The following is a 23,413-nucleotide window of genomic DNA, read 5'->3' as shown; positions in this document are numbered from 1 at the left end:
CGTTTAGGGACGTTATGCCAACCATCAACCAACTCGTGCGCCACGGGCGGACGGTCGAGAAGGACAAGTCCAAGAGCCCGGCGATGCAAAACTGCCCCCAGCGCCGGGGCGTGTGTACGCGTGTCTACACCACGACGCCCAAGAAGCCGAACTCGGCGCTGCGTAAGGTCGCCAAGGTGCGCCTGACCAACGGCTTCGAGGTCATCTCCTACATCGGCGGTGAAGGCCACAACCTGCAGGAGCACTCGGTGGTGCTCGTGCGCGGCGGCCGCGTCAAGGACCTGCCGGGTGTGCGCTACCACATCGTGCGCGGCTCGCTCGACCTGCAAGGGGTCAAGGACCGCAAGCAAGCGCGCTCCAAGTACGGCGCCAAGCGGCCCAAGAAGGCCTGAGCCGCGCCCGCGAAGCGCGTTTTCGCGTGGGCGGCCGTCATCGGCCTGTCACGCATCGGTGTCGAAATGCCTGGCTGGCGGGTGTTTCGGCAGTGTGGCCCCGGACGCCCTTGGTGCGCCGGTGGTCGAGTAAGTGGGGGTCCCCGTCGGCCCTCGCGGCACCCAGTGGTGCCAACTGAAGCAAAAAGGATACGAACATGCCACGTCGTCGCGAAGTCCCTAAACGTGAAATCCTGCCGGATCCCAAGTTCGGCAATGTCGAGCTCTCCAAATTCATGAACGTCATCATGGAGAGCGGCAAGAAAGCGGTGGCCGAGCGCATCGTCTACGGCGCGCTCGAGCACATCGAGAAGAAAACGGGCAAGGACCCGCTCGAGGTGTTCACCACAGCCATCAACAACGTCAAGCCGCTGGTCGAGGTCAAGTCTCGCCGCGTCGGTGGCGCCAACTACCAAGTGCCGGTCGAGGTGCGCCCCGTGCGTCGCCAAGCCTTGGCCATGCGCTGGGTCAAGCAAGCCGCGCGCAAGCGCAGCGAAAAATCCATGGCGCTGCGTCTGGCCAACGAGCTGATCGAGGCCACCGAAGGCCGCGGCGGCGCGATGAAGAAGCGTGATGAAGTGCACCGCATGGCCGAAGCCAACCGCGCGTTCAGCCACTTCCGTTTCTGACGCTGCGACTGCTCGTCCAGGCCGCGTCCCCCGTTCCCTCGAGCCCGCCACCCCCACACACGAGGTCGGCGGGCTTTGCCCATCCGAATCTGGAGTTTTTTCATGGCACGTACCACGCCCATCGAGCGTTACCGCAACATCGGCATTTCGGCGCACATCGATGCCGGCAAGACCACCACGACCGAGCGCATCCTGTACTACACCGGCGTCAACCACAAGATCGGTGAGGTGCACGACGGTGCCGCCACCATGGACTGGATGGAGCAGGAGCAAGAGCGCGGCATCACCATCACCTCGGCGGCCACCACCTGCTACTGGCGCGGGATGGACTTGAACTATCCCGAGCACCGCTTCAACATCATCGACACCCCGGGCCACGTGGACTTCACCATCGAGGTCGAGCGCTCGATGCGCGTGCTCGACGGCGCCTGCATGGTCTATTGTGCGGTCGGTGGCGTGCAGCCGCAGTCCGAGACCGTCTGGCGCCAGGCCAACAAGTACCGCGTGCCGCGGCTCGCGTTCGTCAACAAGATGGACCGCACCGGCGCCAACTTCTTCAAGGTCTATGAGCAGATCAAGACGCGCCTGAAGGGCAACCCGGTGCCCATCGTGATCCCGATCGGTGCCGAGGAAAACTTCCAGGGTGTGGTGGACCTCATCAAGATGAAAGCCATCATCTGGGACGAGGCGTCGCAAGGCATGAAGTTCGAGTATCGCGACATCCCGGCCGACTTGGTGGATCAGGCCAACGAATGGCGCGAGAAGATGGTCGAGGCCGCCGCCGAGGCCAGCGAAGAGCTGATGAACAAATACCTCGAGACCGGCGAGCTCAGCGAAGACGAGATCATCGCCGGCCTGCGCCAGCGCACGATTGCGGTCGAGATCCAGCCCATGCTGTGCGGCACCGCGTTCAAGAACAAGGGTGTGCAGCGCATGCTCGACGCGGTGATCCAGTTCCTGCCGTCGCCGGTGGACATCCCGCCCGTGCAGGGCACCGACGAAAACGAGCAGCCCGTCACGCGCAAGGCCAGCGATGACGAGAAGCTCTCGGCCCTGGCGTTCAAGCTCATGAGTGACCCGTTCGTGGGGCAGCTAACCTTCGTGCGCGTGTACTCGGGTGTGCTGCGCAAGGGCGACACCGTGCTCAACTCGGTCAAGGGCAAGAAAGAGCGCATCGGCCGCATCGTGCAGATGCACGCCAACAACCGCCAGGAGATCGAGGAAATCCGCGCCGGCGACATCGCCGCCTGCGTCGGTCTCAAGGAAGTCACCACCGGCGAGACGCTGTGCGACCCGGCCGCACCGATCGTGCTGGAGCGCATGCAGTTTCCCGAGCCCGTCATCCGCCAGGCCGTCGAGCCCAAGGCCAAGGCCGACCAGGAAAAGATGGGCATCGCCCTGTCGCGCCTGGCGGCCGAAGACCCGTCGCTGCGCGTCTACACCGACGAAGAGTCGGGCCAGACCATCATCGCCGGCATGGGCGAGCTGCACCTGGAGATCATCGTCGACCGCATGAAGCGCGAATTCGGCGTCGAGGCCAACGTCGGCAAGCCGCAGGTCGCCTACCGCGAAACCATCCGCAGCACCGTCAACGAAGCCGAAGGCAAGTTCGTGCGCCAGTCGGGTGGTAAAGGCCAGTACGGTCACGTGGTGTTCAAGATCGAGCCCAACGAGCCCGGTAAGGGTTTCGAGTTCATCGACGCCATCAAGGGCGGTGTGGTGCCGCGCGAGTACATCCCCGCGGTGCAAAAGGGTGTCGAAGAGGCGCTGCAGGCCGGCGTGCTGGCCGGCTATCCCGTGGTCGACGTCAAGGTCACGCTGCACTTCGGTTCGTACCACGAGGTCGACTCGTCCGAGCAGGCGTTCAAGATGGCGGCCATCTTCGGCTTCAAGGAAGGCTGCAAGAAGGCCAACCCGGTGATCCTTGAGCCGATGATGGCGGTCGAGGTGGAAACGCCCGAGGAATACGCGGGCAACGTCATGGGCGACCTGTCGTCCCGCCGCGGCATGGTGCAGGGCATGGACGATCTGCCGGGCGGCGGCAAAGTCATCAAGGCCGAGGTGCCGCTGTCGGAGATGTTCGGCTACTCCACCACGCTGCGCTCGATGTCGCAGGGCCGCGCCACGTATACGATGGAGTTCAAGCACTACGCCGAGGCGCCGCGCAACGTGCAAGAAGCCATCATCGCCGCGCGCGCCAAGTAACCGGCGCTGCCCATCCCTTTGGTCTGAGGCGCCCTTCGGGGTGGGCCCGCTGCCCGTGGCGGGCCCGTGCCGCAGACGTAAAACCCACACGGGCATCGTTCTTTGATTGAAGGAATCCATCATGGCAAAAGAGAAATTCGAGCGGACCAAGCCGCACGTCAACGTGGGCACGATTGGTCACGTGGACCACGGCAAGACGACGCTGACGGCGGCGATCACGACGGTGCTGGCGTCCAAGTTTGGCGGCCAAGCCAAGAAGTACGACGAAATCGACGCGGCGCCCGAAGAAAAGGCGCGCGGCATCACCATCAACACCGCGCACGTCGAATACGAAACCGCCAACCGCCACTACGCGCACGTCGACTGCCCCGGCCACGCTGACTACGTCAAGAACATGATCACGGGTGCCGCCCAGATGGACGGCGCCATCCTGGTCGTGTCGGCCGCCGACGGCCCCATGCCGCAAACCCGCGAGCACATCCTGCTGGCGCGCCAGGTTGGTGTGCCCTACATCATCGTCTTCCTCAACAAGTGCGACATGGTCGACGACGCCGAGCTGCTCGAACTCGTCGAGATGGAAGTGCGCGAGCTGCTCTCCAAGTACGACTTCCCCGGTGATGACATCCCCATCATCAAGGGCTCCGCACTCAAAGCGCTCGAAGGCGACAAAGGCGAGCTCGGTGAGCAAGCCATCCTGAAGCTGGCCGAAGCCCTGGACAGCTACATCCCCACGCCCGAGCGCGCGATTGACGGCGCCTTCCTCATGCCCGTGGAAGACGTCTTCTCCATCTCGGGCCGCGGCACCGTCGTGACCGGCCGCATCGAGCGCGGCATCATCAAGGTCGGTGACGAAGTCGAAATCGTCGGCCTGCGCCCCACCCTCAAGACCACCTGCACCGGTGTGGAGATGTTCCGCAAGCTGCTCGACCAAGGTCAAGCGGGCGACAACGTGGGCATTCTGCTGCGCGGCACCAAGCGCGAAGAAGTCGAGCGCGGCCAAGTGCTGGCCAAGCCCGGCTCCATCACGCCGCACACCCACTTCGTGGGTGAAGTCTACGTGCTGTCCAAGGAAGAAGGCGGCCGCCACACCCCGTTTTTCAACAACTACCGGCCGCAGTTCTACTTCCGCACCACCGATGTCACGGGTGCCATCGAGCTGCCCAAGGACAAAGAGATGGTGATGCCGGGTGACAACGTGACCATCACGGTCAAGCTGATCGCCCCGATCGCGATGGAAGAGGGCCTGCGCTTTGCGATCCGCGAAGGCGGCCGCACCGTCGGCGCCGGCGTGGTGTCCAAGATCATCGAGTGAGGCTGGCCCCCATGAACAAGCAAAAGATCCGCATCCGCCTCAAGGCGTTCGACTACAAGCTGATCGACGCCTCGGCGGCCGAGATCGTCGATACCGCCAAGCGCACCGGCGCCATCGTGCGCGGCCCCGTGCCGCTGCCGACGCGCATGAAGCGCTTCGACATCCTGCGCTCGCCGCACGTCAACAAGACCAGCCGCGACCAGTTCGAGATCCGCACCCACCAGCGCCTGATGGACATCGTCGATCCGACCGACAAGACCGTCGACGCGCTCATGAAGCTGGATCTGCCCGCTGGCGTGGACGTCGAAATCAAGCTGCAGTGATGCACGCCAGTGTCGAGCGCTGCGCGAAGCGCTTGACGAACGCAAGCCCGCACGGTATAGTTGCGGGCTTCGTCCTTTTTGGGGCGAGGAAAACCTGTAACCTGCCCGCTGCCAGCGGGGCATCGCAGCTTGGCGATGCGGCTGGAGTGGGCCATCAGACCCGGCCAATTGCAGTCGGGAACGGAGAAAACCATGAGTCTGAGCAACTCTCTCGGGTTGTTGGGCCGCAAGGTGGGCATGATGCGTCTGTTCACCGAAGACGGGGACGCAGTGCCCGTCACGGTGGTCGATGTGTCGAACAACCGGGTGGCGCAAGTCAAGACCCAGGCCGTCGATGGCTATGACGCCCTGCAGGTGGCGTTTGGCAAGCGGCGCGCCTCGCGCGTGACCAAGCCGATGGCGGGTCACTATGCCAAGGCCGGTGTCGAAGCCGGTGAAATCCTTCAGGAATTCCGCGTCAGCGCCGAGGTCGCGGCGAAGTTCACCCCGGGCGCCGTCATCCCCGTGGCCGAGCTGTTCCAGCCGGGTCAAAAGGTGGACGTGCAAGGCACGACCATCGGTAAGGGCTTCGCGGGCACCATCAAGCGCCACAACTTCGGTTCGCAGCGCGCCTCGCACGGCAACAGCCGTTCGCACAACGTGCCGGGCTCCATCTCGATGGCACAAGATCCGGGCCGTGTGTTCCCGGGCAAGCGCATGACCGGCCACATGGGTTGCGACACCGTTACCACCCAGAATCTCGACGTGGTGCGCGTCGATGCCGAACGCCAACTGCTCCTGATCAAGGGGGCCGTTCCCGGTGCCAAGGGCGGCTTCGTGACCGTCCGTCCGGCCGTCAAGGCCGCCAAGTAAGGAGCGCACGGATGCAAGTCGAACTCCTCAACGACCAGGGTCAGGCCGCCTCCACCGTCGAGGTGCCCGAAACCGTGTTTGGTCGCGAATTCAACGAAGCGCTGGTGCACCAGCTGGTGGTGGCCTATCAGGCCAACGCCCGCCAAGGCACGCGCGCGCAAAAGGACCGGGGCGCTGTCAAGCACTCCACCAAGAAGCCGTTCCGTCAAAAGGGCACGGGCAATGCGCGTGCCGGTATGACCTCGTCGCCGCTGTGGCGCGGGGGCGGCAAGATCTTCCCGAGCAGCCCCAACGAAAACTTCAGCCAAAAGCTCAACAAGAAGATGTACCGCGCTGGCATGGCGTCCATCTTCTCGCAGCTCGTGCGTGAAGGGCGGCTGTCGGTGGTCGATTCGATCAAGGTCGAAGCGCCCAAGACCAAGCTGCTGGCCAGCAAGCTCAAGGCCATGAACCTGAACTCGGCGCTCATCATCGCCGACGAGATCGACGAAAACCTCTACTTGGCGTCGCGCAACCTGCCCAACGTGCTGGTGGTCGAGCCGCGCTACGCCGACCCGGTGTCGCTGGTGCACTTCAAGAAGGTGCTCGTCACCAAGGGTGCGCTGGACCAGATCAAGGAGATGTTCGCATGAGCCAGCCCAAGTTCGACCAAGGTCGCCTGATGCAGGTGCTGGTGGCGCCGATCATCTCGGAGAAGGCCACCCGCGTGGGCGAGAACTCCAACACGGTTCTGTTCAAGGTGCTGCGCAATGCCAGCAAGCCCGAGATCAAGGCCGCGGTGGAGCTGCTGTTCAACGTCAAGGTTCAGGACGTCAACGTGCTGAACCAAAAAGGCAAGGTCAAGCGCTTCGGCAAGACCATCGGTCGCCGCGACCACGTGCGCAAGGCCTATGTGACCCTGGCCGCCGGTCAGGAGATCCAGTTCGGCGCTGAAGGGATCTGACATCATGGCAGTCATCAAGATGAAGCCGACCTCGCCAGGCCGTCGCGGCATGGTCAAGGTCACGCGCGAAAACCTGTACAAGGGCCCTGCCTACGCGCCGCTGCTGGAGCCGCTGGCCAAGACGGCGGGCCGAAACAACAACGGCCACATCACCGTGCGCCACAAGGGTGGCGGCGCCAAGCACCACTACCGCATCGTGGACTTCCGTCGCAACAAGGACGGTATCCCGGCCAAGGTGGAGCGCCTGGAGTACGACCCGAACCGCACCGCGCACATCGCGCTGCTGTGCTATGCCGATGGCGAGCGTCGCTACATCATCGCGCCGCGTGGCATCGAGGTCGGCCAGACCCTCGTCAGTGGTGCCGAGTCGCCGATCCGTGTCGGCAACACGTTGCCGATCCGCAACATCCCGGTGGGTTCGACCATCCACTGCATCGAGCTCAAGCCCGGCAAGGGCGCGCAGCTGGCGCGCTCGGCGGGCGCTTCGGCCGTGCTGCTGGCGCGTGAGGGTGTCTATGCCCAGGTGCGTCTGCGTTCGGGCGAAGTGCGCAAGGTGCACGTGGACTGCCGCGCCACCATCGGTGAGGTCTCCAACCCCGAGCACAGCCTGCGCCAGCTCGGCAAGGCCGGTGTCAAGCGCCACATGGGCATCCGCCCGACGGTGCGTGGCGTGGCGATGAACCCGATCGACCACCCGCACGGTGGTGGTGAGGGCCGCACCGGTACCGGCAAGCCGCCGGTGGATCCGTGGGGCAACCTGACCAAGGGTTACCGCACCCGCAGCAACCGCCGCACGCAAAACATGATCGTGTCGCGCCGCAAGAAGTAAAGGGTTGAGCCATGTCCCGTTCTCTGAAAAAAGGTCCCTTCGTTGACCATCACCTGATGGCCAAGGTCGAGAAGGCGCTGGCTGCCAAGGACAAAAAGCCCATCAAGACCTGGTCGCGGCGCTCGACGATCCTGCCCGAGTTCATCGGCTTGACGATCGCCGTGCACAACGGCAAGCAACACGTGCCGGTGTACGTGACCGAGCAGATGGTCGGCCACAAGCTGGGTGAGTTTTCGCTGACGCGCTCGTTCAAGGGCCACCCCGGCGACAAGAAAGCCAAGAAGTGAGGATTGCATCCATGGAAACCCGCTGTATCGTTCGCGGCGTTCGCCTGTCGGCCGACAAAGGCCGGCTGGTCGCCGACCTGATCCGCGGCAAGAAGGTGGATCAGGCGCTGCAGATCCTGACCTTCACGCCCAAGAAAGCCGCCGGCATCATCAAAAAGGCGTTGCTGTCGGCCATCGCCAACGCCGAGCACAACGACGGTGCCGACATCGACGAGCTGAAGGTCAAGACCATCCACGTCGAGCAAGGCACCACGCTCAAGCGCTTCACGGCGCGCGCCAAAGGCCGCGGCAACCGCATCAGCAAGCCCACCTGTCACATCTACGTGACCGTCGGCAACTGACCAGGAAAGGAAGACCATGGGACAGAAAATCCATCCGACCGGCTTCCGCCTGTCCGTCAGCCGCAACTGGGCCAGCCGCTGGTACGCCAGCAACCGCGAGTTCGCCGGCATGTTGGCCGACGACATCAAGGTGCGCCAATACCTGCGTGACAAGCTCAAGAACGCCGCCGTCTCGCGCATCGTCATCGAGCGTCCCGCCAAGAACGCCCGCATCACCATCCACTCGGCGCGCCCGGGTGTGGTGATTGGCAAGAAGGGCGAGGACATCGAGCGCCTGAAGAAGGATCTGGCCGCGATGCTGGGCGTGCCGGTGGCCGTCAACATCGAGGAAATCCGCAAGCCCGAAGTCGACGCGCAGCTCATCGCCGACAGCATCACCCAGCAGCTGGAGAAGCGCATCATGTTCCGCCGCGCGATGAAGCGCGCGATGCAAAACGCGATGCGGCTCGGCGCGCAGGGGGTCAAGATCATGTCGTCGGGCCGCTTGAACGGCATCGAGATCGCGCGCACCGAGTGGTACCGCGAAGGTCGCGTGCCGCTGCACACGCTGCGCGCCGACATCGACTACGGCACCTCGGTGGCCAAGACCACGTATGGCACCATCGGTGTCAAGGTCTGGGTCTACAAGGGTGACAACCTGGGCCGCAACGACGTGCCGTCGCTCGACAGCACGCCGCGCCCCGACGACGAGCGCCGTCCGCGCGGCCCGCGCCGCGACGGCGCGCGCCCGGCCCGTGGCAGCGCCCGCCGTGGCAGCAATGCCGCACCGGCCGACGGCAGCGACAAGCCCGCCGAGGCCACTGCACAACCCGCCGTTAAGCGCGTTCGGTCCGACGCACCCGCATCTGCAGCAGCGGACGGCAAAGGAGAATAAACATGTTGCAACCAGCCCGTCGCAAATTCCGCAAGGAACACAAGGGCCGCAACACCGGGGTCGCCACCAGCGGCACCACGGTGGTGTTCGGTGATTTCGGCCTCAAGGCCACCGACCGCGGCCGCCTGACCGCGCGCCAGATCGAGGCGGCGCGTCGCGCCATCTCGCGCCACGTCAAGCGGGGGGGACGGATTTGGATCCGCGTCTTCCCGGACAAGCCCATCACGAAAAAGCCGGCCGAGGTCCGCATGGGCAACGGCAAGGGCAACGTGGAGTTCTACGTCGCCGAGATCCAGCCCGGCAAGGTGCTGTACGAGATCGTCGGCGTGCCCGAGCAGCTCGCCCGTGAGGCGTTCCAGCTCGCCGCGGCCAAGCTGCCGCTGCGCACCACGTTCGTGACCCGCATGTTGGGCCAGTGAGGAGGAGCCGACCATGAAATCCGCTGAACTGCGCCAAAAAGACGTCGCCGCCCTGCAGGCCGAAATCCAGTCGCTGCAAAAGGCCCACTTCAACCTGCGCATGCAAAAGGCCACGCAGCAGTTGGCCAACACCGCGGCGCTGCGGCAAACCCGCCGCGCCATCGCGCGCGCCAAGACCATCCTGGCCGAAAAGCTGGCGGCCGCCGGCCAGTAAGGAGAGACCACCATGACGCAAACCAAAGTCAAGCGTACGCTGATTGGCAAGGTGGTCAGCGACAAGCGCGCCAAGACCATCACCGTGCTGGTCGAGCGCCGCGTCAAGCACGAGCTCTACGACAAGATCGTGATCAAGTCGAGCAAGTACCACGCCCACGACGAAAACGGCGAGTACAAGCTGGGCGACATCGTCGAGATCACCGAGAGCCGTCCGCTGTCCAAAACCAAAAACTGGGTGGCCACGCGCCTGGTGCAAAAGGCCTCCGAGGTCTGACGCCCAGCGCGGCGCCGGCCCGGAAATCCTGCCCTGTTGTCAGGGCAAAGGGGACGACCGACAATGCGGTCGTCCTTTTTTACTTAGCGAGGAGGTTTTCCATGATCCAAGTGGGTGATACCCTGCCCGACGTGACGCTGATGGAGTTCGTCGAGACCGAAGGCGAGGGCTGCAGCATCGGCCCGCGCCCCGTACCCGTGCGCGCCGAAGCGGCGGGCAAGACGATCGCGCTCTTTGCCGTGCCTGGCGCGTTCACGCCCACTTGCTCGGCGCAGCACGTGCCAGGGTATCTGCAGCGCTACGACGAGCTGCGCGCGGCTGGCGTGGACGAAATTTGGTGCGTCAGCGTCAACGATGTGTTCGTCATGGGCGCGTGGGCCCGGGACCAAGGGTGCGCTGGCAAGATACGCATGCTGGCCGACGGCAGCGCGGCGTTCGCCCGCGCCACGGGGCTGACGCTGGATCTGACCGCCCGCGGCCTGGGGTTGCGCAGCAACCGGTACTCGATGTTGGTGCAAGACGGCGTGGTGCGCACGCTCAACGTCGAGGGGCCGGGCGAATTCGCCGTCAGCGACGCCGATACGCTGCTGGCGCAGGCGCGTCGACTCCAAGCCGCCGCTTGAGGTAGTGCGCGCCCGGCAACGGGTTGTGGTAGTAGGGCGGGATTTCCTCAAACCCCAACTCGTGGTAGAGGGCGCGCGCTGCCTCCATGTCGCGCAAGGTGTCGAGCAGCATGCAGTCGTAGCCCGCCTGCTCGGCCAACAGCACGATCCGTTCGGCCAGCTGCCGCCCCAGCCCAAAGCCCCGAAACGGCCGACGCACGAACAGCCGCTTCATCTCGCAGGCGTTGCCGTGGTCGCTCTCCAGCAGGGGGCGCATCGCGCAGCAGCCGGCCGGCTCGCCATCGACCGTGGCCAACACCAGTGCGCCCTGCGGCGGCGCGTAGACACCTGGCAGCGTGGCCAGCTCCTCGGCAAAGCCCTGGAAGCCCAAATCGATGCCGATGTCGTCCTGATACTCCAAAAATAGCGTGCGCACCGCGTCGAGCGCCGGGCCTTGCGGTGCCACCCACAAGCGAATGTCCGGTTCGGCGGCCGCGTCACCACACGGCGGCGGGTCGGATGCCTCGTTCATGCCGCGATGATAGAGCCAAGCGCGGCGCCTGGGTGGCGCGTGCGATGCAGGACAGGCGACCCTAGGCAGCGCCCAACGAAACGATCCAAACGGTGACGGCGACGCTGACGGCCGCCACGGCCAGGGCCCGCAGCCGCTCGCGCCAGCCATCGGCGCTGGCGGGGGTGCCCGGCGGCAGCGGCTTGTCGCCGTGGATCATGGGCGGCACCAGGGATTGCCCCCGCAGCCGGTACACGACGATGGCGGCCACGTGCAGCACCACCAGCCCCAGCACCAGCAGCTTGCCCCATTGCTTGTGGTAGGCCGTGGCGGCGTACGCCGTCTCTGACGACACGAAGCGCGCCAGTGGACCGACGAAGGCGATCTCGTCGTCGCTGATCAGCCCGGTGCCCACTTGCACCGCGAGCACCGTCAACAATGCAAAGACCGACAGCGCCCCCAACGGCGAATGCCCCACCGACCACAGCGGGTCGCCGCGGCCGCGCAGGTAGGCCCACAGCGACCCTGGGCCATACAGAAAGGCGACGAAGCGCGACCAACGCCCGCCCACCAGCCCCCACAGCACGCGAAAGATCAACAGCGCCAGCACTGCATAGCCCAAGCGCTGGTGCCAGGTCATCCAGTTGCCGCCCAGGTTACCGGTGATGACCAGCCCCACCACGGCCAGCACCAGCAGCCAGTGAAACAGTCGCGTGGGCAGATCCCACACGCGCACGGGTACGGTCTCGGCGGGCGTTGTCATGGCAGAGTTCGGCACATTCGCATACACTGAGGATTCCCCCAACTCTACACCAGGAGGTGTTCTCATGCAGCATCGACTTCTGTTGGCCGTGGCGGCGCTCGCGCTCAGTGGTGCGGCGCACGCCCAGTTTCAAAAGCCTGAGGATGCGGTCCGTTACCGCCAGTCGGCCTTCAACGTGATGGGGGCCCACTTCAGCCGCATCGGCGCCATGGTGCAGGGGCGCGTGCCGTTCGACGCCAAGGCCGCGCAGGAAAACGCCGCCATCGTGGCCACGATGGCCAAGTTGCCGTGGCAGGGGTTCACGCCGGACACCGAAAAGATCAAAAGCCGCACCAAGCCCGAAGCCTGGATGGAGATGGACAAGGTGCGCGCCGGTGCGGACAAGATGATGAAAGCCGTCGCCGATCTGGACGCGGCCGCCCGCACGGGCAACCTGGACGCGATCAAAAAGACCTTCGGTGACGCAGCGGCCACCTGCAAGGCGTGCCACGACGCCTATCGGGAGTGACCTCACGGGCCAGCGCGGACGGCCTCGGTCGCGCCGTCTGCGCGCGAGGTTGCACCGGCGGTGCCGGGCGTGGTGGCGGCGGTCACCCCTCGGCCAGCAGCTTTTCAAGCAGAGCAGCCAACGCCTGGAAGTCGGGCTCGCCCACGTAGCGCTTGACGATGCGGCCCTGCCGGTCCACGATGTAAGTGGTGGGGGTCAGTTTGACCTCCCCCCAGTCACGCGCCAGGCTGCCATCGGTATCGAGCGCCACCTTGAACGGCAGTTGCCGCGTGCGGGTGAAGTTGGCCACCCACTCCGGCGGGTCATAGCTCATCGCCACCGCCACCGTCTCGAAGCCGCGCGCGTGGTAGCGCCGGTACAGCTCGACCAGTTGTGGCATCTCCTTGACGCAGCTCACGCACGTGGTGGCCCAGAAGTTGACCAGCAACACGCGCCCGGCCAGGTCGGCGCTCGTCAGCGTGCTGCCGTCGAGCAGTCGGAAGGTGGACTGCGGTGCGCGTTCGGCGGCGCCACAGCCGCCCAAGCTCAGGGAGGCGCCCACCGCCAGCCATACGGGGGCGGTCAGCAGCCAGGGTCGCCATCGTGGGGTCATCGGTATCATTCCTTCGTTCGTCAGCGTCAGCACCAGGGGCGGGGCCTGGGGATGAGACCACGGCAAGCGCGGTGTCGGCGAGCGCCTGCCCCTGCGGGTATGGGAGCGTGCCGCGGCGGTAAAAGTTCGACAGCGTCGATTTTGGCCTCACAATAGGGTGCACACACGGCATTCTCGTTATAAAGCACCCATGGCCCGACCCTTGCGCGTTTTGGTCGCCGACGACAACCCCCTCAACCTACGCATCGCCGCGCGCTTGCTGCGTGACATGGGCCACAGTGGCGTGTTGGTCAACGGTGGCCGGCAGGCGTTGCAGGCCCTGCAGACGCAGGCCTTCGACGTCATGTTGCTCGATGTGACCATGCCCGACATGGGCGGGCTGGAGGCGCTGGCCGAGCTGCGCGCGCTGGAGCGCGCCGGCCGGCGCCACACCCCGGTCATCATGGTCACGGCCTACGACCTGCCCGAGGACCGCCGTCGCCTGCTCGATGCGGGGGCGGATGGCTACGTGGCCAAGCCGCTCGACGCCGAGCGGCTCGCGGCCGAGCTGGCGCGCGTGGTGCCGTGACCCGAGGTTGCGAACCCGCCGCGTTGAGCAGGAGCTGTTGACGATGGAGAGCCGATCGCACCCCGACGCGCCGCCGCCGATGACGGGGCAGCCGGTGCAGCGCGGTGCTGCCTGGATGGCGGCACTGGCCGTGTTGCTGGTGTGGGTGCTGGCCGCGGCCATCTCCACATGGCTGTACCAGCGCGCGCAAGACGATCTGCAGCAACAGCTGCAACACGAGATGGACTTGGCCGAACGGCGGCTGGACAGTGCCTTCGAACGCTATGGCGCCCTCCTGCTGGCCACGCGTGCCTGGTTGCACGCCAATCCGGGCGCCGGTTGGCGCGACGCGCGCGAGTTCGTGGGGCCGCTGGAGCTGCCCGAGCGGTATCCGGCCGCCAGTGGTCTGGCCTTCGCGCGCCGCGTGGCACCCGCGGCCGTGGACGACTGGCTGGCCGAGGCGCGCACGCGGGGATTGCCGGTGGACGTGCAATACCGGCGTTTGCGGCCCGACCCCGACCCCGAGCGCGACCGCTTCATCATCGACTGCATCGAGCCCTCGGGGCAGGAGCGTTTGATCGGACTGGATATCGCGAGCGACCCCGTGCGCTGGGAGGCCATGCAGCGTGCGGTCGTCACGGGCGACTGGGCCGTGACGGCGCCGGTGCGATTGGCCAATACCGAGCGGCTCGAGTACGGCCTGTTGCTGGTGATGCCAGTCTATGAGGGCGGGTGGACTCCTGCCAGTGTGCCCGAGCGCTGGCGGCAGTTGCGCGGCTTCATCGTCACCGGTGTGCCGGCGGCCGAGCTGGTTCGCGACGCGGGCCTGCTCAACCCCAAATACGACTGGCACTGGGTGGATCCCAAGGCGTCGCCAACCCTGGCTGTGGCCGCACCAGGCCAGCCCGTACCACCTGACGATGGCCGCCGCGGCGTGGCATTGCACGATTCCGACGGTCATGGGCCCGAGGCGCTGCTGAGTGATCGCGCGTATTGGCAAGGTGCTGCCGACGCCGCGGTGCAGCGCACCCTTACCGTCGGCCAGCGCGAATACGTGCTGGGCGTGCGCAGCACCCCGGCGTTGGAGCGGCAATGGTGGCCGGTCGCGTCGGCGCTCATTGCCGTGGGTGCCTTGCCCATCGGCCTGCTGGCAGGCTGGGCGACGCTGGCCGCCTTTCGCCTGCGCCGTGCCGAGCACGAACGTCTGGAGGCGCTGCGCAGCGACGTGCAGCGCCTGTCGCTGGTGGCGCGCTACACCCACAATGCGATCATCTTCACCGACCGCGCGGGGCGCGTGACCTGGGTCAACGCGGCGTGCGAGGCGCTGACCGGCTACACGCTGGACGAGCTGCGCGGCCAGGTACCGGGTAAGCTGCTGCAGTGCGAGCGCACCGATCCGGCCGCCGTGGCCCGCTTGCGCGAGGCGGTGCAGCGCGCCGAGCCGTGCGAGGTCGACATCCTCAACCGCGCCAAGGACGGGCGCGAATATTGGATCAACGTCGAGCTGGTGCCCCTGCGCGACGAGACGGGCACCTGCACCGGCTTCATGGCGGTGGAGATCGACATCACCGAACGGGTGCGCAGCGAGGAGCGCCTGCGCGTGGCGCTGCAAGAGGCCCAGACGCTGATGGACACCGTGCGCCAACACGCCATCGTCAGCCAAGCGGCGCCGGACGGCACCATCGTCGACGCCAACGAGGCCTTTTGCGCCATCAGCGGCTACACGCGCGACGAGCTCATCGGCGCGCCACACCGCATCATCAACTCGGGCCACCACGACGCGGCGTTCTGGCACGATTTCTGGACGACGATCGCCAGCGGCCGTGCCTGGCGCGGCGAAATCTGCAACCGCGCCAAGGATGGGCGGCTTTATTGGGTCGACAGCATCGTCGCGCCGCTGTTCGACGCGCAGGGGCAGATCGAGCGCTATTTGTCGATCCGCTTCGACATCACCGCGCGCAAGGAGGCCGAGGCGCAACGGCGCGCGGCGCAGCAGCGGCTGGACAACCTGGTGCGCGCCACGGGTGCGGGCACCTGGGTGCTGGATCCGGACACGGGCGACGCCGAGGTCGATGCGCGTTGGTGGGCGATACTGGGTGAGCCAGGCGGTCCCCCGTTCATCGGCATGGCCACCTGGGCCGAGCGCGTGCACCCCGACGATCTGCCCGGCGTGCAGCTGGCGCTGCAGGCCTATGTCGAGGGCATGAGCGAGGCGTTCGAGGCCACGCTGCGCATGCGCCACCGCGACGGCCGCTGGGTGTGGGTGCGCACGCGTGCCGAGGCGTTCGAGCGCGATGCCAGCGGACGCGCCCGCGCGCTCTATGGGGCCAACCTGGACATCAGCGACGTCAAGGCCGCCGAGGAGCACGCACAGCGCGCCGAGCGGCTGCTGCGCAGCGCCATCGACACCATCGACGAGGGCTTCGTGCTCTACGACCCGGACGATCGCCTCGTCTACTGCAACGAGACCTACCGCCAGATCTACCCCATCGCGGCGCCTCTGATGGAGCCGGGACGCACGTTCGAGGAAATCATCCGCTACGGGGCCGAGCGCGGCGAGTACCCGGCGGCGGTCGGGCGCGTCGAGGAGTGGGTGGCCGAGCGGCTGGCGCAGCACCGCAGCGGGGTATCCAGCCTGGTGCAGCGCCTGGCCAGCGGGCGCGTCATCCGCATCGTCGAGCGGCGCACGCCGGAAGGGTATATCGTCGGTTTTTGCATCGACATCACCGAATTGGAGCGTGCACGCAGCGAGGCCGAGTCGGCGCGTCAGTTGCTCGAGAGCGCGCTCGACGCGGCGGGCGCCGCCCTGTGCGTGTTCGACATGGACGAGCACCTGCTGTGGGCCAATGAGCGCTTCTACTACATGCACGCGGCGCTGGCCGACATCCTCCAGCCCGGCGTGCCGTTCGAGACCTTCATTCGCACCGGGGTTCAGCGTGGTGGCATCGACCTGGGCGGCCTGGACGCCGAGGCATGGCTCGCGCGGCGACTGGCCGAGTTTCGCACCGGCACCACCGACCGTGTGGTGCGGCTCGAGGACGGGCGAGCGCTGCGCATCGTGGAGCGCATCACGCCGGCCGGGCTACACGTCGGGCTGCGCTACGACGTCACCGAGCTGGAAAACGCCCGCCGCGCAGCCGAGGAGGCCAGCCAGGCCAAGAGCCAGTTCGTGGCCAACATGAGCCACGAAATCCGCACCCCCATGAACGCGGTGCTGGGTATGCTGCAGCTGCTGCTGGGCACGGCGCTGGACGCGCGCCAGCGCGACTATGCGGAAAAGGCCGAGTCCGCCGCCAAGTCGGTGTTGGGCATCCTCAACGACATTCTGGACTTTTCCAAGATCGAGGCCGGCAAACTCGAGCTCGACCCCGAGCCGTTCGCCATCGACCGGCTGTGGCGCGACGTGGCCACCATCATGGCCGCCAGCCTCAAGGGCAAACGGCTGGAGCTGCTGTTCGACCTGGACCCCGCCATCCCGCGCGTGCTGGTGGGCGACGCGATGCGCCTGCAGCAGGTGCTCATCAATCTGGCCGGCAACGCCATCAAATTCACCGCCGCGGGCAGCGTCACCGTACGGGCACGGCTGCTGCAGCGGCACACCGATCCCGACGGATCGCAGCGCGTGCGGCTGCGCATCGCCGTCATCGACACCGGCATCTGCATCGCGCCCGAGGCACAGGCGCGGTTGTTTTCCGCCTTCACGCAGGCCGAAAGTTCCACCACGCGGCGCTTTGGCGGCACCGGGCTGGGGCTGGCCATCAGCCGCCGGCTGGTGCAGATGATGGGGGGCGACATCACCGTCGACAGCACGCCCGGGCAGGGCAGCACGTTTGCCTTCGAGGTCGAGTTAGGGGTGGCGCGCGAGGTGCCCGCGGCGCTGGCTGCGGAAGGCGTGCCGCCCGAGCTGCAGTCGCTGCGCTGCCTGGTGGTGGATGACCACCCGCTGGCGCGCGAGCTGCTGTGCCACACGGTGCAGCAGCTCGGCTGGCAGTGCGACGCGGTGGCCGATGCCGAGGCCGCGCTGCAGCGCGTGCGCGCCGCCGACGCGCCGTACGACGCGATCTTCGTCGACTGGTCGCTGCCCGGCATGGACGGCCTGACCCTGGCCGAGCGGTTGCGCACGACCCTGCCGCCGGCGCAGCGCTCGGCGGTGGTGATGGTCACCGCCAGCGGCCGCGACGTGCTGGCGCAGGTGCCGGCGCAGCGGCAGGCCGCGCTCGACGGCTTCTTGGTCAAACCGGTCACGGCGTCGATGTTGCTGGAGGCGGTGCGCATGGCGCGCGCCCAGCAGGCGGGGCCCGCGCCCCAGCAGGCCCCCATCCAAGGCACCCGGCGGCTGGCGGGCATGCGCATCCTGCTGGTGGAGGACAACCCGATCAACCAGCAAGTGGCGCGCGAGCTGTTGCAACGCGAAGGCGCGCGGGTATCGGTGGCCGACCACGGACAGGCGGCGCTGGACCAGCTGCGTGCGCGCCCCGACGGTTGGGACGTGGTGCTGATGGACATGCAAATGCCCGTCATGGACGGGCTGCAGGCGACCCAAGCCATCCGGCACCAGCTCGGCTTGACCGACTTGCCCATCGTGGCCATGACCGCCAACGCCATGGCCAGCGACCGCGAGGCGTGCCTGGCTGCGGGCATGAACGACCACGTGGGCAAGCCCTTTGCCATCGATCAACTGGTGCAGGTGCTGCTGCGGTGGGCGCCGCACGCGGTGCGCGCATCGCTGGACGGGGCTGACGAAGACGCTGCCCCCCCGGAGACGCCGTCCGCCGCCGGAGCAACCGACGCCGCGGCCGTGCACGCGCCCTGGCCCGACGCCGATTGGGTGGACGTCCCGGCGGCGCTGGAGCGCCTAGGGGGCGATCCGCGCCTGTACCAGCGCATCGCGCGTAGCTTCCTGCAAGGGCTGCCGCACACGCAGGCGGACCTGCAGACCCGCCTGAGTCAGTCCCCCGACGGTGCCCTGGCCGCGGCCCTGCACACGCTCAAGGGCACGGCGGCCACCATCGGCGCGCAGCCGCTGGCGGACGTGGCCGCCCAGGCCGAGCGCGCCGTCAAGGCGGCACTGGCCGATGGGGCCGGGGCCGTGCCGGCCGTGGTGCCGCCCTGGTGGCCGGCGCTCGCGCAGGCGCTGCAGGCCACGGCCGAGGCCCTGCCGCGCGTGCTGGCCGAGCTGGTTGCGCGCGGCCTGGTGCCACCCGAGTCTGGGGCCGAGGCCACGCGCGCCGGGGCCGACGCCGATCCCGCGCGCTGGCGCGAGTCGCTGCAGCGCCTGTACACGCTGCTGCAGGCCAGCGACATGGAAGCGCTAGACCTGCACGACCAGCTGCTGGCCGACCCCGCCGTGGCGCAGGATGCGCGTTGGGCGCCGCTGCATCAGGCGATGGAGGCCATGGATTTCGAGGCCGCAGCTGCCGCGGCACAGGCGCTGCTCGCCAGCGCACCAGGAGAGTCCGATGCCACCTGACGCCATCACGACCGCTTGGCCCGTGCGCAAGCCGCGCGTGCTGCTGGTGGACGACCAGCGCGTGCACCTGCAGGTGCTGCACCGCGCGCTCGGCGGTGACTACCAGCTCTTCATGGCCACCAGCGGTGCCCAAGCCCTGAAGGTGGCGCGCGAACAGCAGCCCGACCTGATGCTGCTCGACATCGTCATGGAAGACATGGATGGTTTTGCCGTTTTGCAGGCCATGCGGGCCGATCCGCTGACGCGCGACATGCCGGTGATGTTCGTCACCGCGCACACTGGCGAAGACATCGAGACCCGCTGCTTGGAGGAGGGAGCGGTCGACTTCATCACCAAGCCCATCAACGCCAGCGTCGTGCGCGCGCGCGTGCGCACCCACCTGACGCTCAAATTTCAGTCCGACCTGCTACGCTCCCTCGCCTTCGTCGATGGCTTGACGGGGGTGGCCAACCGGCGCCAGTTCGACGAGCGGTTGGCCGTGGAATGGGCGCGCGCGCAACGCCACGGTACGCCGCTGAGCCTGATTTTGGCGGACGTGGACCACTTCAAGGCCTACAACGACCACGTCGGCCACCAAGCGGGTGACGAGGCGCTGCGCCGGGTGGCGGCCTGCCTGCGCGAATCGGTGCGCCGCGGCACCGATCTGGTGGCGCGCTATGGGGGCGAAGAGTTCGTCTGCCTGCTGCCCGACACCGACGCCGACGATGCGGTGCGGCTCGCCGGGCAACTGCTGGACGCCGTGCGGCTCATGGCCATCCCGCACCGGCTTGGGACGGAAGGCGGCGTGCTGACCATCAGCCTGGGTGTGGCCACGCGCCGCGGTCCGGCGCAGCCAGGCTGGCAGGCCGCCACCCTGCTGGGCTTGGCCGATGCGCAGCTCTACGAGGCCAAGCGCGCCGGGCGGGCGCGCGTGTGCGCGGCGGTGTTGGGCGAAGACGGGGGGGTTTGAGCCGCTCCCCGCGGGGTGCCGAACTAGCGCGGCGCCAATCGCTGGCGCGCCTGGCGTAAGCGCTCGTCCAAGTAAGGCCCGTAAAAGTCCGCCAGCCCCATGCCCTCCATGCGTTCGGCCAGTTCCCGCCCTTGGGCGTCCACGAACAGCAAGGTGGGCGCCACGCCGATGCGCCATTGCCGCGCCAGCGCCTGGCCCGTGGTGGGGCGCTGGTCGAAGCCGACGATGGGCGTTTGCCGGTCCAGCATGTCCACCTGCACTGCGGCGACTTCTCCGCGGCGCAGCATGGGCAGCAGGTGGCTGCGGCGCACCACGTCGCAGAACGCGCAACCTTTGAGCGTGACCATGACCACCAAGGGCTCGCCACGGGCGGCGGCGGCGCGCGCCGCGTCGGGCAGCGATGCAGGGACGGGCAACTGGTCATCGGTGCGGGTGGACATGCGCGTAGCCCTCTGGGGTAGGATGCGGAGTATGCAATGGTGCCATGATAGGCCGTCTGCCGCCGTCGTGTGGGCGGCCATGGGTTTCGTGTTCGTCGCCGGCTGCAGCCCGGCGCTGGACTGGCGCACCGCGCGCTTCGAGGCGGCGCCGGTGGAGGCAACGCTGCCGTGCAAGCCGGAACGGGCCACGCGCGAGGTGCCGCTGCGCGGCCCGCAGCAGCCGCCCGTGGCGCTGCACATGCTCAGTTGCCAGGCAGCGGGGCGGACCTTCGCGGTGGCGGCGGTGCGGCTGCCCGATGCCCCGGCAGCGGGCGCGGCGGCGGCCTCGACCCCGCCCATGGATTGGATCGAGACCTGGCAGCGCGCCAGCTGGGCCACGCTGCGCGTCGATGCCGGCGCGGCGCCGGCGCCCGCGGGCTGGCAGGCCGTGCCGTGTGCGCTGCGCGATGCCGCCTGGTCGCGCTGCTGGCGCGGCAGCGGCCAAGGGCCGGATGGCCAGCCGGTGGCGGCCGAGCTGCACTGGGCCAGCAACGGCCGCTGGCTGGTGCAAATGGCGCTCTATGGGCCGAGCCTGCCGCCCGAGGTGCACGCGCTGTTTTTCGGCGGCGTCGCGCTGCGCTGAACCCGCCCATAATCACGGGTTGTGAACGGCATCCTCGTCATCGCCCACGAACCGCTGGCGTCTGCCCTGCGGCAGTGTGTGTTGCACGTCTTTCCGGATGCAGCGCTGGCGGTCAGCGCGCTGGACGTGCCGCCGCACCAGCCGCCCGAGGTGACGCTGGCCCAAGCCCGGCACCTGATCGCCCTGCAGGGGGCCGACGATACGCTGGTGTTGACCGACGTCTTCGGTGCCACCCCCTGCAACGTCGCCGCCCAGCTCATCGACCGCGTGCACACGCGGCTGGTCACGGGCGTGAATCTGCCGATGCTGCTGCGGGCCGTGACCTACCGCCACGAGCCCATCGATACCCTGGTGGCGCGCGCCACGCTGGGGGGCACGCAAGGCGTGATGCCGCTGTCGCCCACCGCACCCCAGAACCAATCCCGCCGACCTGCCCATGATCCAGCGCACCGCGACCATCAGCAATAAGCTCGGCCTGCACGCCCGCGCCTCGGCCAAGCTCACCAAGCTCGCCAGCTCGTTTGCGTGCGAGGTCTGGCTCAGCCGCAACGGGCGGCGCGTCAACGCCAAGAGCATCATGGGCGTGATGATGCTGGCGGCCGGGTTGGGCAGTACGGTCGAGATCGAAACCGACGGCCCGGACGAGCAGGCGGCCATGGACGCCATCGTGGCGCTCATCGACGACAAATTTGGGGAGGGGGAATGACGTTCACGCTGCACGGGCAGGCCGTCTCGCGCGGGGTGGCCATCGGGCGTGCGGTGCTGGTGGCGTCCAGCCGCATCGACGTGGCGCACTACTTCATCGCGCCCGAACAAGTGGAGGCCGAGCTGATCCGCTTGCGCGGTGCGCGTGACGCGGTGATGGACGAGATTCGTCGCTTGCAGCAAGGGCTGGCGCAGGCCGAAGCGATGGAGACCCATACCGAGCTGGCCGCGCTGCTGGAGGTGCACCTGATGCTGCTGCAGGACGAGCACCTGCACGAAGGCGTCAAGCACTGGGTGACCGAGCGCCACTACAACGCCGAGTGGGCGCTGACAGCGCAGCTGGAGCTGGTGGCCAAGCAGTTCGACGAGATGGCCGATCCTTACCTGCGCGAGCGCAAGGCGGATCTGGAGCAGCTCGTCGAGCGCATGCTGCGCGCCATGCGCGGCGTGGCCTCGCCGGTGGCGGCCGCGACCCCGGGGGTGGAGGGCGACCCCCTGGTGCTGGTGGCGCACGACCTGTCGCCGGCGGACATGCTGCAGTTCAAGCAAAGCGTCTTTGCCGGCTTCGTCACCGACGTCGGTGGCAAGACCAGCCACACCGCCATCGTCGCGCGCAGCCTGGACATCCCGGCCGTGGTGGGGGCGCGCCACGCCAGCCAGCTCGTTTGCCAAGACGACTGGGTCATCGTCGATGGCGATGCGGGCGTGCTCATCGTCAACCCCACGCCGATGGTGCTGGCCGAGTACGGCTACCGCCAGCGCCAGGGCGTGATCGAGCGTGAGCGGCTCGCGCGCATCAAAAACACCCCCGCCGTGACGCTGGACGGCGAGCGCATCGAGCTGCTGGCCAACATCGAGCAGCCCGAAGACACCTTGCCCGCGTTGTCGGTCGGCGCGGTCGGCGTAGGCCTCTTTCGCACCGAATTTCTGTTCATGGGGCGGGGCGGCAAGCTGCCCGACGAAGAGGAACAGTACGACGCCTATCGCCGCGCGGTGGAGGGCATGCACGGCCTGCCGGTGACCATCCGCACCGTGGACGTGGGTGCGGACAAGCCGCTGGACCACCACCGGCGCGACGAGCACCTCAACCCCGCGCTGGGGTTGCGCGCCATCCGCTGGAGCCTGGCCGAGCCGGCGATGTTTCTGACCCAGCTGCGCGCCATCCTGCGCGCGGCCGCGCACGGCAAGGTCAACCTGCTCATCCCGATGCTGGCGCACCTGAGCGAAATCCGCCAGGTACACGCCATGCTGACCAAGGCACGCGAGCAGCTCGACCGCCGCGGCGCGGTCTACGGCCCCGTGCGCGTGGGCGCCATGATCGAAGTGCCCGCCGCCGCGCTAGCCGTGCGGCTGTTCGTGCGCCACTTCGACTTTTTGTCCATCGGCACCAACGACCTGATCCAGTACTCGCTGGCCATCGACCGTGTGGATGAGTCGGTCGCGCACCTGTACGACCCGCTGCACCCGGCGGTGCTGCGCTTGGTGGCCGACACCATCGTCGCCTGCTGCGAGGCGGGCAAACCGGTCAGCGTCTGCGGCGAAATGGCCGGTGACGTCACGCTGACCCGCTTGCTGCTCGGGCTGGGCCTGCGCAGCTTTTCCATGCACCCGACGCAAATCCTGGCCGTCAAGCAGCAGGTGCTGCGCAGCGACACGCGCAAGCTGCGCGCCTGGGCGCAGCAGGTGGTCGGCAGCGACGAGCCGGCGTTGCTGTTGGGGGATTGAGTCTGAAGGGGTGGCCGAGGTCTGCCACCGGATGTTTCCGCGAT

28 protein-coding genes are annotated in these 23,413 nt (G+C 67.6%); 24 read left to right on the top strand and 4 right to left on the bottom strand.

Annotation, left to right across the window (positions count from 1 at the left end; all coding sequences use genetic code 11):
- Positions 1-14 precede the first annotated feature (14 nt).
- The 16 genes from rpsL (at position 15) to ACPP3B_RS04930 (ending at position 10,558) form a co-directional block, all read left to right on the top strand.
- Positions 15-392 (top strand): 30S ribosomal protein S12, encoded by a 378-nt coding sequence (gene rpsL, locus ACPP3B_RS05005; RefSeq protein ID WP_299021762.1) that lies wholly within the window; start codon positions 15-17, stop codon positions 390-392.
- 197 nt (positions 393-589) lie between these two features.
- On the top strand, positions 590-1,060 hold the full coding sequence (gene rpsG / locus ACPP3B_RS05000; RefSeq protein WP_299021759.1) for a 30S ribosomal protein S7: 471 nt from the start codon (positions 590-592) through the stop codon (positions 1,058-1,060).
- A 102-nt stretch (positions 1,061-1,162) separates the two neighbouring features.
- Complete coding sequence (gene fusA, locus ACPP3B_RS04995) at positions 1,163-3,265, top strand: elongation factor G (RefSeq protein WP_424859905.1); 2,103 nt, start codon at positions 1,163-1,165, stop codon at positions 3,263-3,265.
- 121 nt (positions 3,266-3,386) lie between these two features.
- Positions 3,387-4,577 (top strand): elongation factor Tu, encoded by a 1,191-nt coding sequence (gene tuf, locus ACPP3B_RS04990; RefSeq protein ID WP_424859904.1) that lies wholly within the window; start codon positions 3,387-3,389, stop codon positions 4,575-4,577.
- A gap of 11 nt (positions 4,578-4,588) precedes the next feature.
- A complete protein-coding gene (gene rpsJ / locus ACPP3B_RS04985; RefSeq protein ID WP_144329495.1) occupies positions 4,589-4,900 on the top strand; it encodes a 30S ribosomal protein S10 in 312 nt (103 codons plus the stop codon).
- A 192-nt stretch (positions 4,901-5,092) separates the two neighbouring features.
- The gene (rplC, locus tag ACPP3B_RS04980) at positions 5,093-5,752 is read left to right on the top strand and encodes a 50S ribosomal protein L3 (RefSeq protein ID WP_424859903.1); all 660 of its coding nucleotides are present in this window, start codon (positions 5,093-5,095) and stop codon (positions 5,750-5,752) included.
- 11 nt (positions 5,753-5,763) lie between these two features.
- The gene (rplD, locus tag ACPP3B_RS04975; protein WP_424859902.1) at positions 5,764-6,384 is read left to right on the top strand and encodes a 50S ribosomal protein L4; all 621 of its coding nucleotides are present in this window, start codon (positions 5,764-5,766) and stop codon (positions 6,382-6,384) included.
- Entirely contained in the window at positions 6,381-6,695 is a 315-nt protein-coding gene (gene rplW / locus ACPP3B_RS04970) for a 50S ribosomal protein L23 (protein ID WP_314227459.1), read from the top strand. Before rplD ends, rplW begins: the two co-directional genes overlap by 4 nt.
- Before the next feature lie 4 nt (positions 6,696-6,699).
- Positions 6,700-7,524 carry a 50S ribosomal protein L2 gene (gene rplB, locus ACPP3B_RS04965; protein WP_424859901.1) on the top strand — a complete coding sequence of 275 codons (825 nt, stop codon included), beginning with the start codon at positions 6,700-6,702 and terminating at the stop codon, positions 7,522-7,524.
- Between the two features lie 11 nt (positions 7,525-7,535).
- Positions 7,536-7,811, top strand: coding sequence for a 30S ribosomal protein S19 (gene rpsS, locus ACPP3B_RS04960; protein WP_424859900.1), 276 nt, complete (start codon positions 7,536-7,538; stop codon positions 7,809-7,811).
- Positions 7,812-7,822: 11 nt separating this feature from the next.
- Entirely contained in the window at positions 7,823-8,152 is a 330-nt protein-coding gene (rplV, locus tag ACPP3B_RS04955; protein WP_043700961.1) for a 50S ribosomal protein L22, read from the top strand.
- 16 nt (positions 8,153-8,168) lie between these two features.
- Positions 8,169-9,026, top strand: coding sequence for a 30S ribosomal protein S3 (gene rpsC, locus ACPP3B_RS04950; protein ID WP_424859898.1), 858 nt, complete (start codon positions 8,169-8,171; stop codon positions 9,024-9,026).
- Between the two features lie 2 nt (positions 9,027-9,028).
- On the top strand, positions 9,029-9,445 hold the full coding sequence (gene rplP, locus ACPP3B_RS04945; RefSeq protein WP_424859897.1) for a 50S ribosomal protein L16: 417 nt from the start codon (positions 9,029-9,031) through the stop codon (positions 9,443-9,445).
- Positions 9,446-9,458: 13 nt separating this feature from the next.
- Entirely contained in the window at positions 9,459-9,659 is a 201-nt protein-coding gene (rpmC, locus tag ACPP3B_RS04940) for a 50S ribosomal protein L29 (protein WP_314227453.1), read from the top strand.
- A 12-nt stretch (positions 9,660-9,671) separates the two neighbouring features.
- Positions 9,672-9,935, top strand: coding sequence for a 30S ribosomal protein S17 (gene rpsQ / locus ACPP3B_RS04935; protein WP_424859896.1), 264 nt, complete (start codon positions 9,672-9,674; stop codon positions 9,933-9,935).
- Between the two features lie 101 nt (positions 9,936-10,036).
- Positions 10,037-10,558 (top strand): peroxiredoxin, encoded by a 522-nt coding sequence (locus ACPP3B_RS04930; RefSeq protein WP_058615892.1) that lies wholly within the window; start codon positions 10,037-10,039, stop codon positions 10,556-10,558.
- Here ACPP3B_RS04930 and ACPP3B_RS04925 read toward each other — a convergent pair.
- Both ACPP3B_RS04925 and ACPP3B_RS04920 read right to left on the bottom strand, forming a co-directional pair.
- A complete protein-coding gene (locus ACPP3B_RS04925) occupies positions 10,503-11,069 on the bottom strand; it encodes a GNAT family N-acetyltransferase (RefSeq protein WP_424859895.1) in 567 nt (188 codons plus the stop codon). The two genes, ACPP3B_RS04930 and ACPP3B_RS04925, sit on opposite strands and share 56 nt — an antisense overlap.
- Before the next feature lie 61 nt (positions 11,070-11,130).
- A complete protein-coding gene (locus ACPP3B_RS04920) occupies positions 11,131-11,811 on the bottom strand; it encodes a cytochrome b/b6 domain-containing protein (protein ID WP_058615894.1) in 681 nt (226 codons plus the stop codon).
- A gap of 64 nt (positions 11,812-11,875) precedes the next feature.
- On the opposite strand from ACPP3B_RS04920, the gene ACPP3B_RS04915 reads away from it, so the two are divergent.
- Positions 11,876-12,319, top strand: coding sequence for a c-type cytochrome (locus ACPP3B_RS04915; RefSeq protein WP_058615895.1), 444 nt, complete (start codon positions 11,876-11,878; stop codon positions 12,317-12,319).
- Between the two features lie 82 nt (positions 12,320-12,401).
- On the opposite strand, the gene ACPP3B_RS04910 is transcribed toward ACPP3B_RS04915, so the two are convergent.
- The gene (locus tag ACPP3B_RS04910) at positions 12,402-12,911 is read right to left on the bottom strand and encodes a TlpA disulfide reductase family protein (protein ID WP_058615896.1); all 510 of its coding nucleotides are present in this window, start codon (positions 12,909-12,911) and stop codon (positions 12,402-12,404) included.
- A 190-nt stretch (positions 12,912-13,101) separates the two neighbouring features.
- On the opposite strand from ACPP3B_RS04910, the gene ACPP3B_RS04905 reads away from it, so the two are divergent.
- From ACPP3B_RS04905 to ACPP3B_RS04895, 3 genes are read left to right on the top strand one after another with little or no spacing between them, the layout of a single operon-like run.
- Positions 13,102-13,479 carry a response regulator gene (locus ACPP3B_RS04905; RefSeq protein ID WP_058615897.1) on the top strand — a complete coding sequence of 126 codons (378 nt, stop codon included), beginning with the start codon at positions 13,102-13,104 and terminating at the stop codon, positions 13,477-13,479.
- Positions 13,480-13,522: 43 nt separating this feature from the next.
- Positions 13,523-18,928: a PAS domain S-box protein gene (locus ACPP3B_RS04900; protein WP_424859894.1), complete on the top strand. Its 5,406-nt coding sequence runs from the start codon at positions 13,523-13,525 to the stop codon at positions 18,926-18,928.
- Entirely contained in the window at positions 18,918-19,877 is a 960-nt protein-coding gene (locus tag ACPP3B_RS04895; protein WP_299021949.1) for a diguanylate cyclase, read from the top strand. Before ACPP3B_RS04900 ends, ACPP3B_RS04895 begins: the two co-directional genes overlap by 11 nt.
- Before the next feature lie 23 nt (positions 19,878-19,900).
- Here ACPP3B_RS04895 and ACPP3B_RS04890 read toward each other — a convergent pair whose 3' ends face one another.
- Positions 19,901-20,317 carry a thioredoxin family protein gene (locus ACPP3B_RS04890; RefSeq protein ID WP_058615900.1) on the bottom strand — a complete coding sequence of 139 codons (417 nt, stop codon included), beginning with the start codon at positions 20,315-20,317 and terminating at the stop codon, positions 19,901-19,903.
- A 31-nt stretch (positions 20,318-20,348) separates the two neighbouring features.
- Here ACPP3B_RS04890 and ACPP3B_RS04885 point away from each other — a divergent pair, with 31 nt between their 5' ends.
- The 4 genes from ACPP3B_RS04885 to ptsP are packed head-to-tail and all read left to right on the top strand — an operon-like array spanning position 20,349 to position 23,369.
- Positions 20,349-20,939: a hypothetical protein gene (locus ACPP3B_RS04885; RefSeq protein ID WP_153004436.1), complete on the top strand. Its 591-nt coding sequence runs from the start codon at positions 20,349-20,351 to the stop codon at positions 20,937-20,939.
- Positions 20,940-20,960: 21 nt separating this feature from the next.
- The gene (locus ACPP3B_RS04880; RefSeq protein WP_424859893.1) at positions 20,961-21,407 is read left to right on the top strand and encodes a PTS sugar transporter subunit IIA; all 447 of its coding nucleotides are present in this window, start codon (positions 20,961-20,963) and stop codon (positions 21,405-21,407) included.
- Positions 21,376-21,645 carry an HPr family phosphocarrier protein gene (locus ACPP3B_RS04875; protein ID WP_058615903.1) on the top strand — a complete coding sequence of 90 codons (270 nt, stop codon included), beginning with the start codon at positions 21,376-21,378 and terminating at the stop codon, positions 21,643-21,645. The genes ACPP3B_RS04880 and ACPP3B_RS04875 overlap by 32 nt, the downstream gene beginning before the upstream one ends.
- Positions 21,642-23,369 (top strand): phosphoenolpyruvate--protein phosphotransferase, encoded by a 1,728-nt coding sequence (gene ptsP / locus ACPP3B_RS04870; protein ID WP_424859892.1) that lies wholly within the window; start codon positions 21,642-21,644, stop codon positions 23,367-23,369. The genes ACPP3B_RS04875 and ptsP overlap by 4 nt, the downstream gene beginning before the upstream one ends.
- Positions 23,370-23,413: the final 44 nt, after the last annotated feature.

The sequence above is a fragment of the Tepidimonas sp. HKU77 genome, from assembly GCF_049728535.1.
Classification (GTDB): domain Bacteria; phylum Pseudomonadota; class Gammaproteobacteria; order Burkholderiales; family Burkholderiaceae_C; genus Tepidimonas.
The sequence above is the reverse complement of the archived record's forward strand: the minus strand, read 5'-3'. Positions and strand labels throughout refer to the sequence as shown.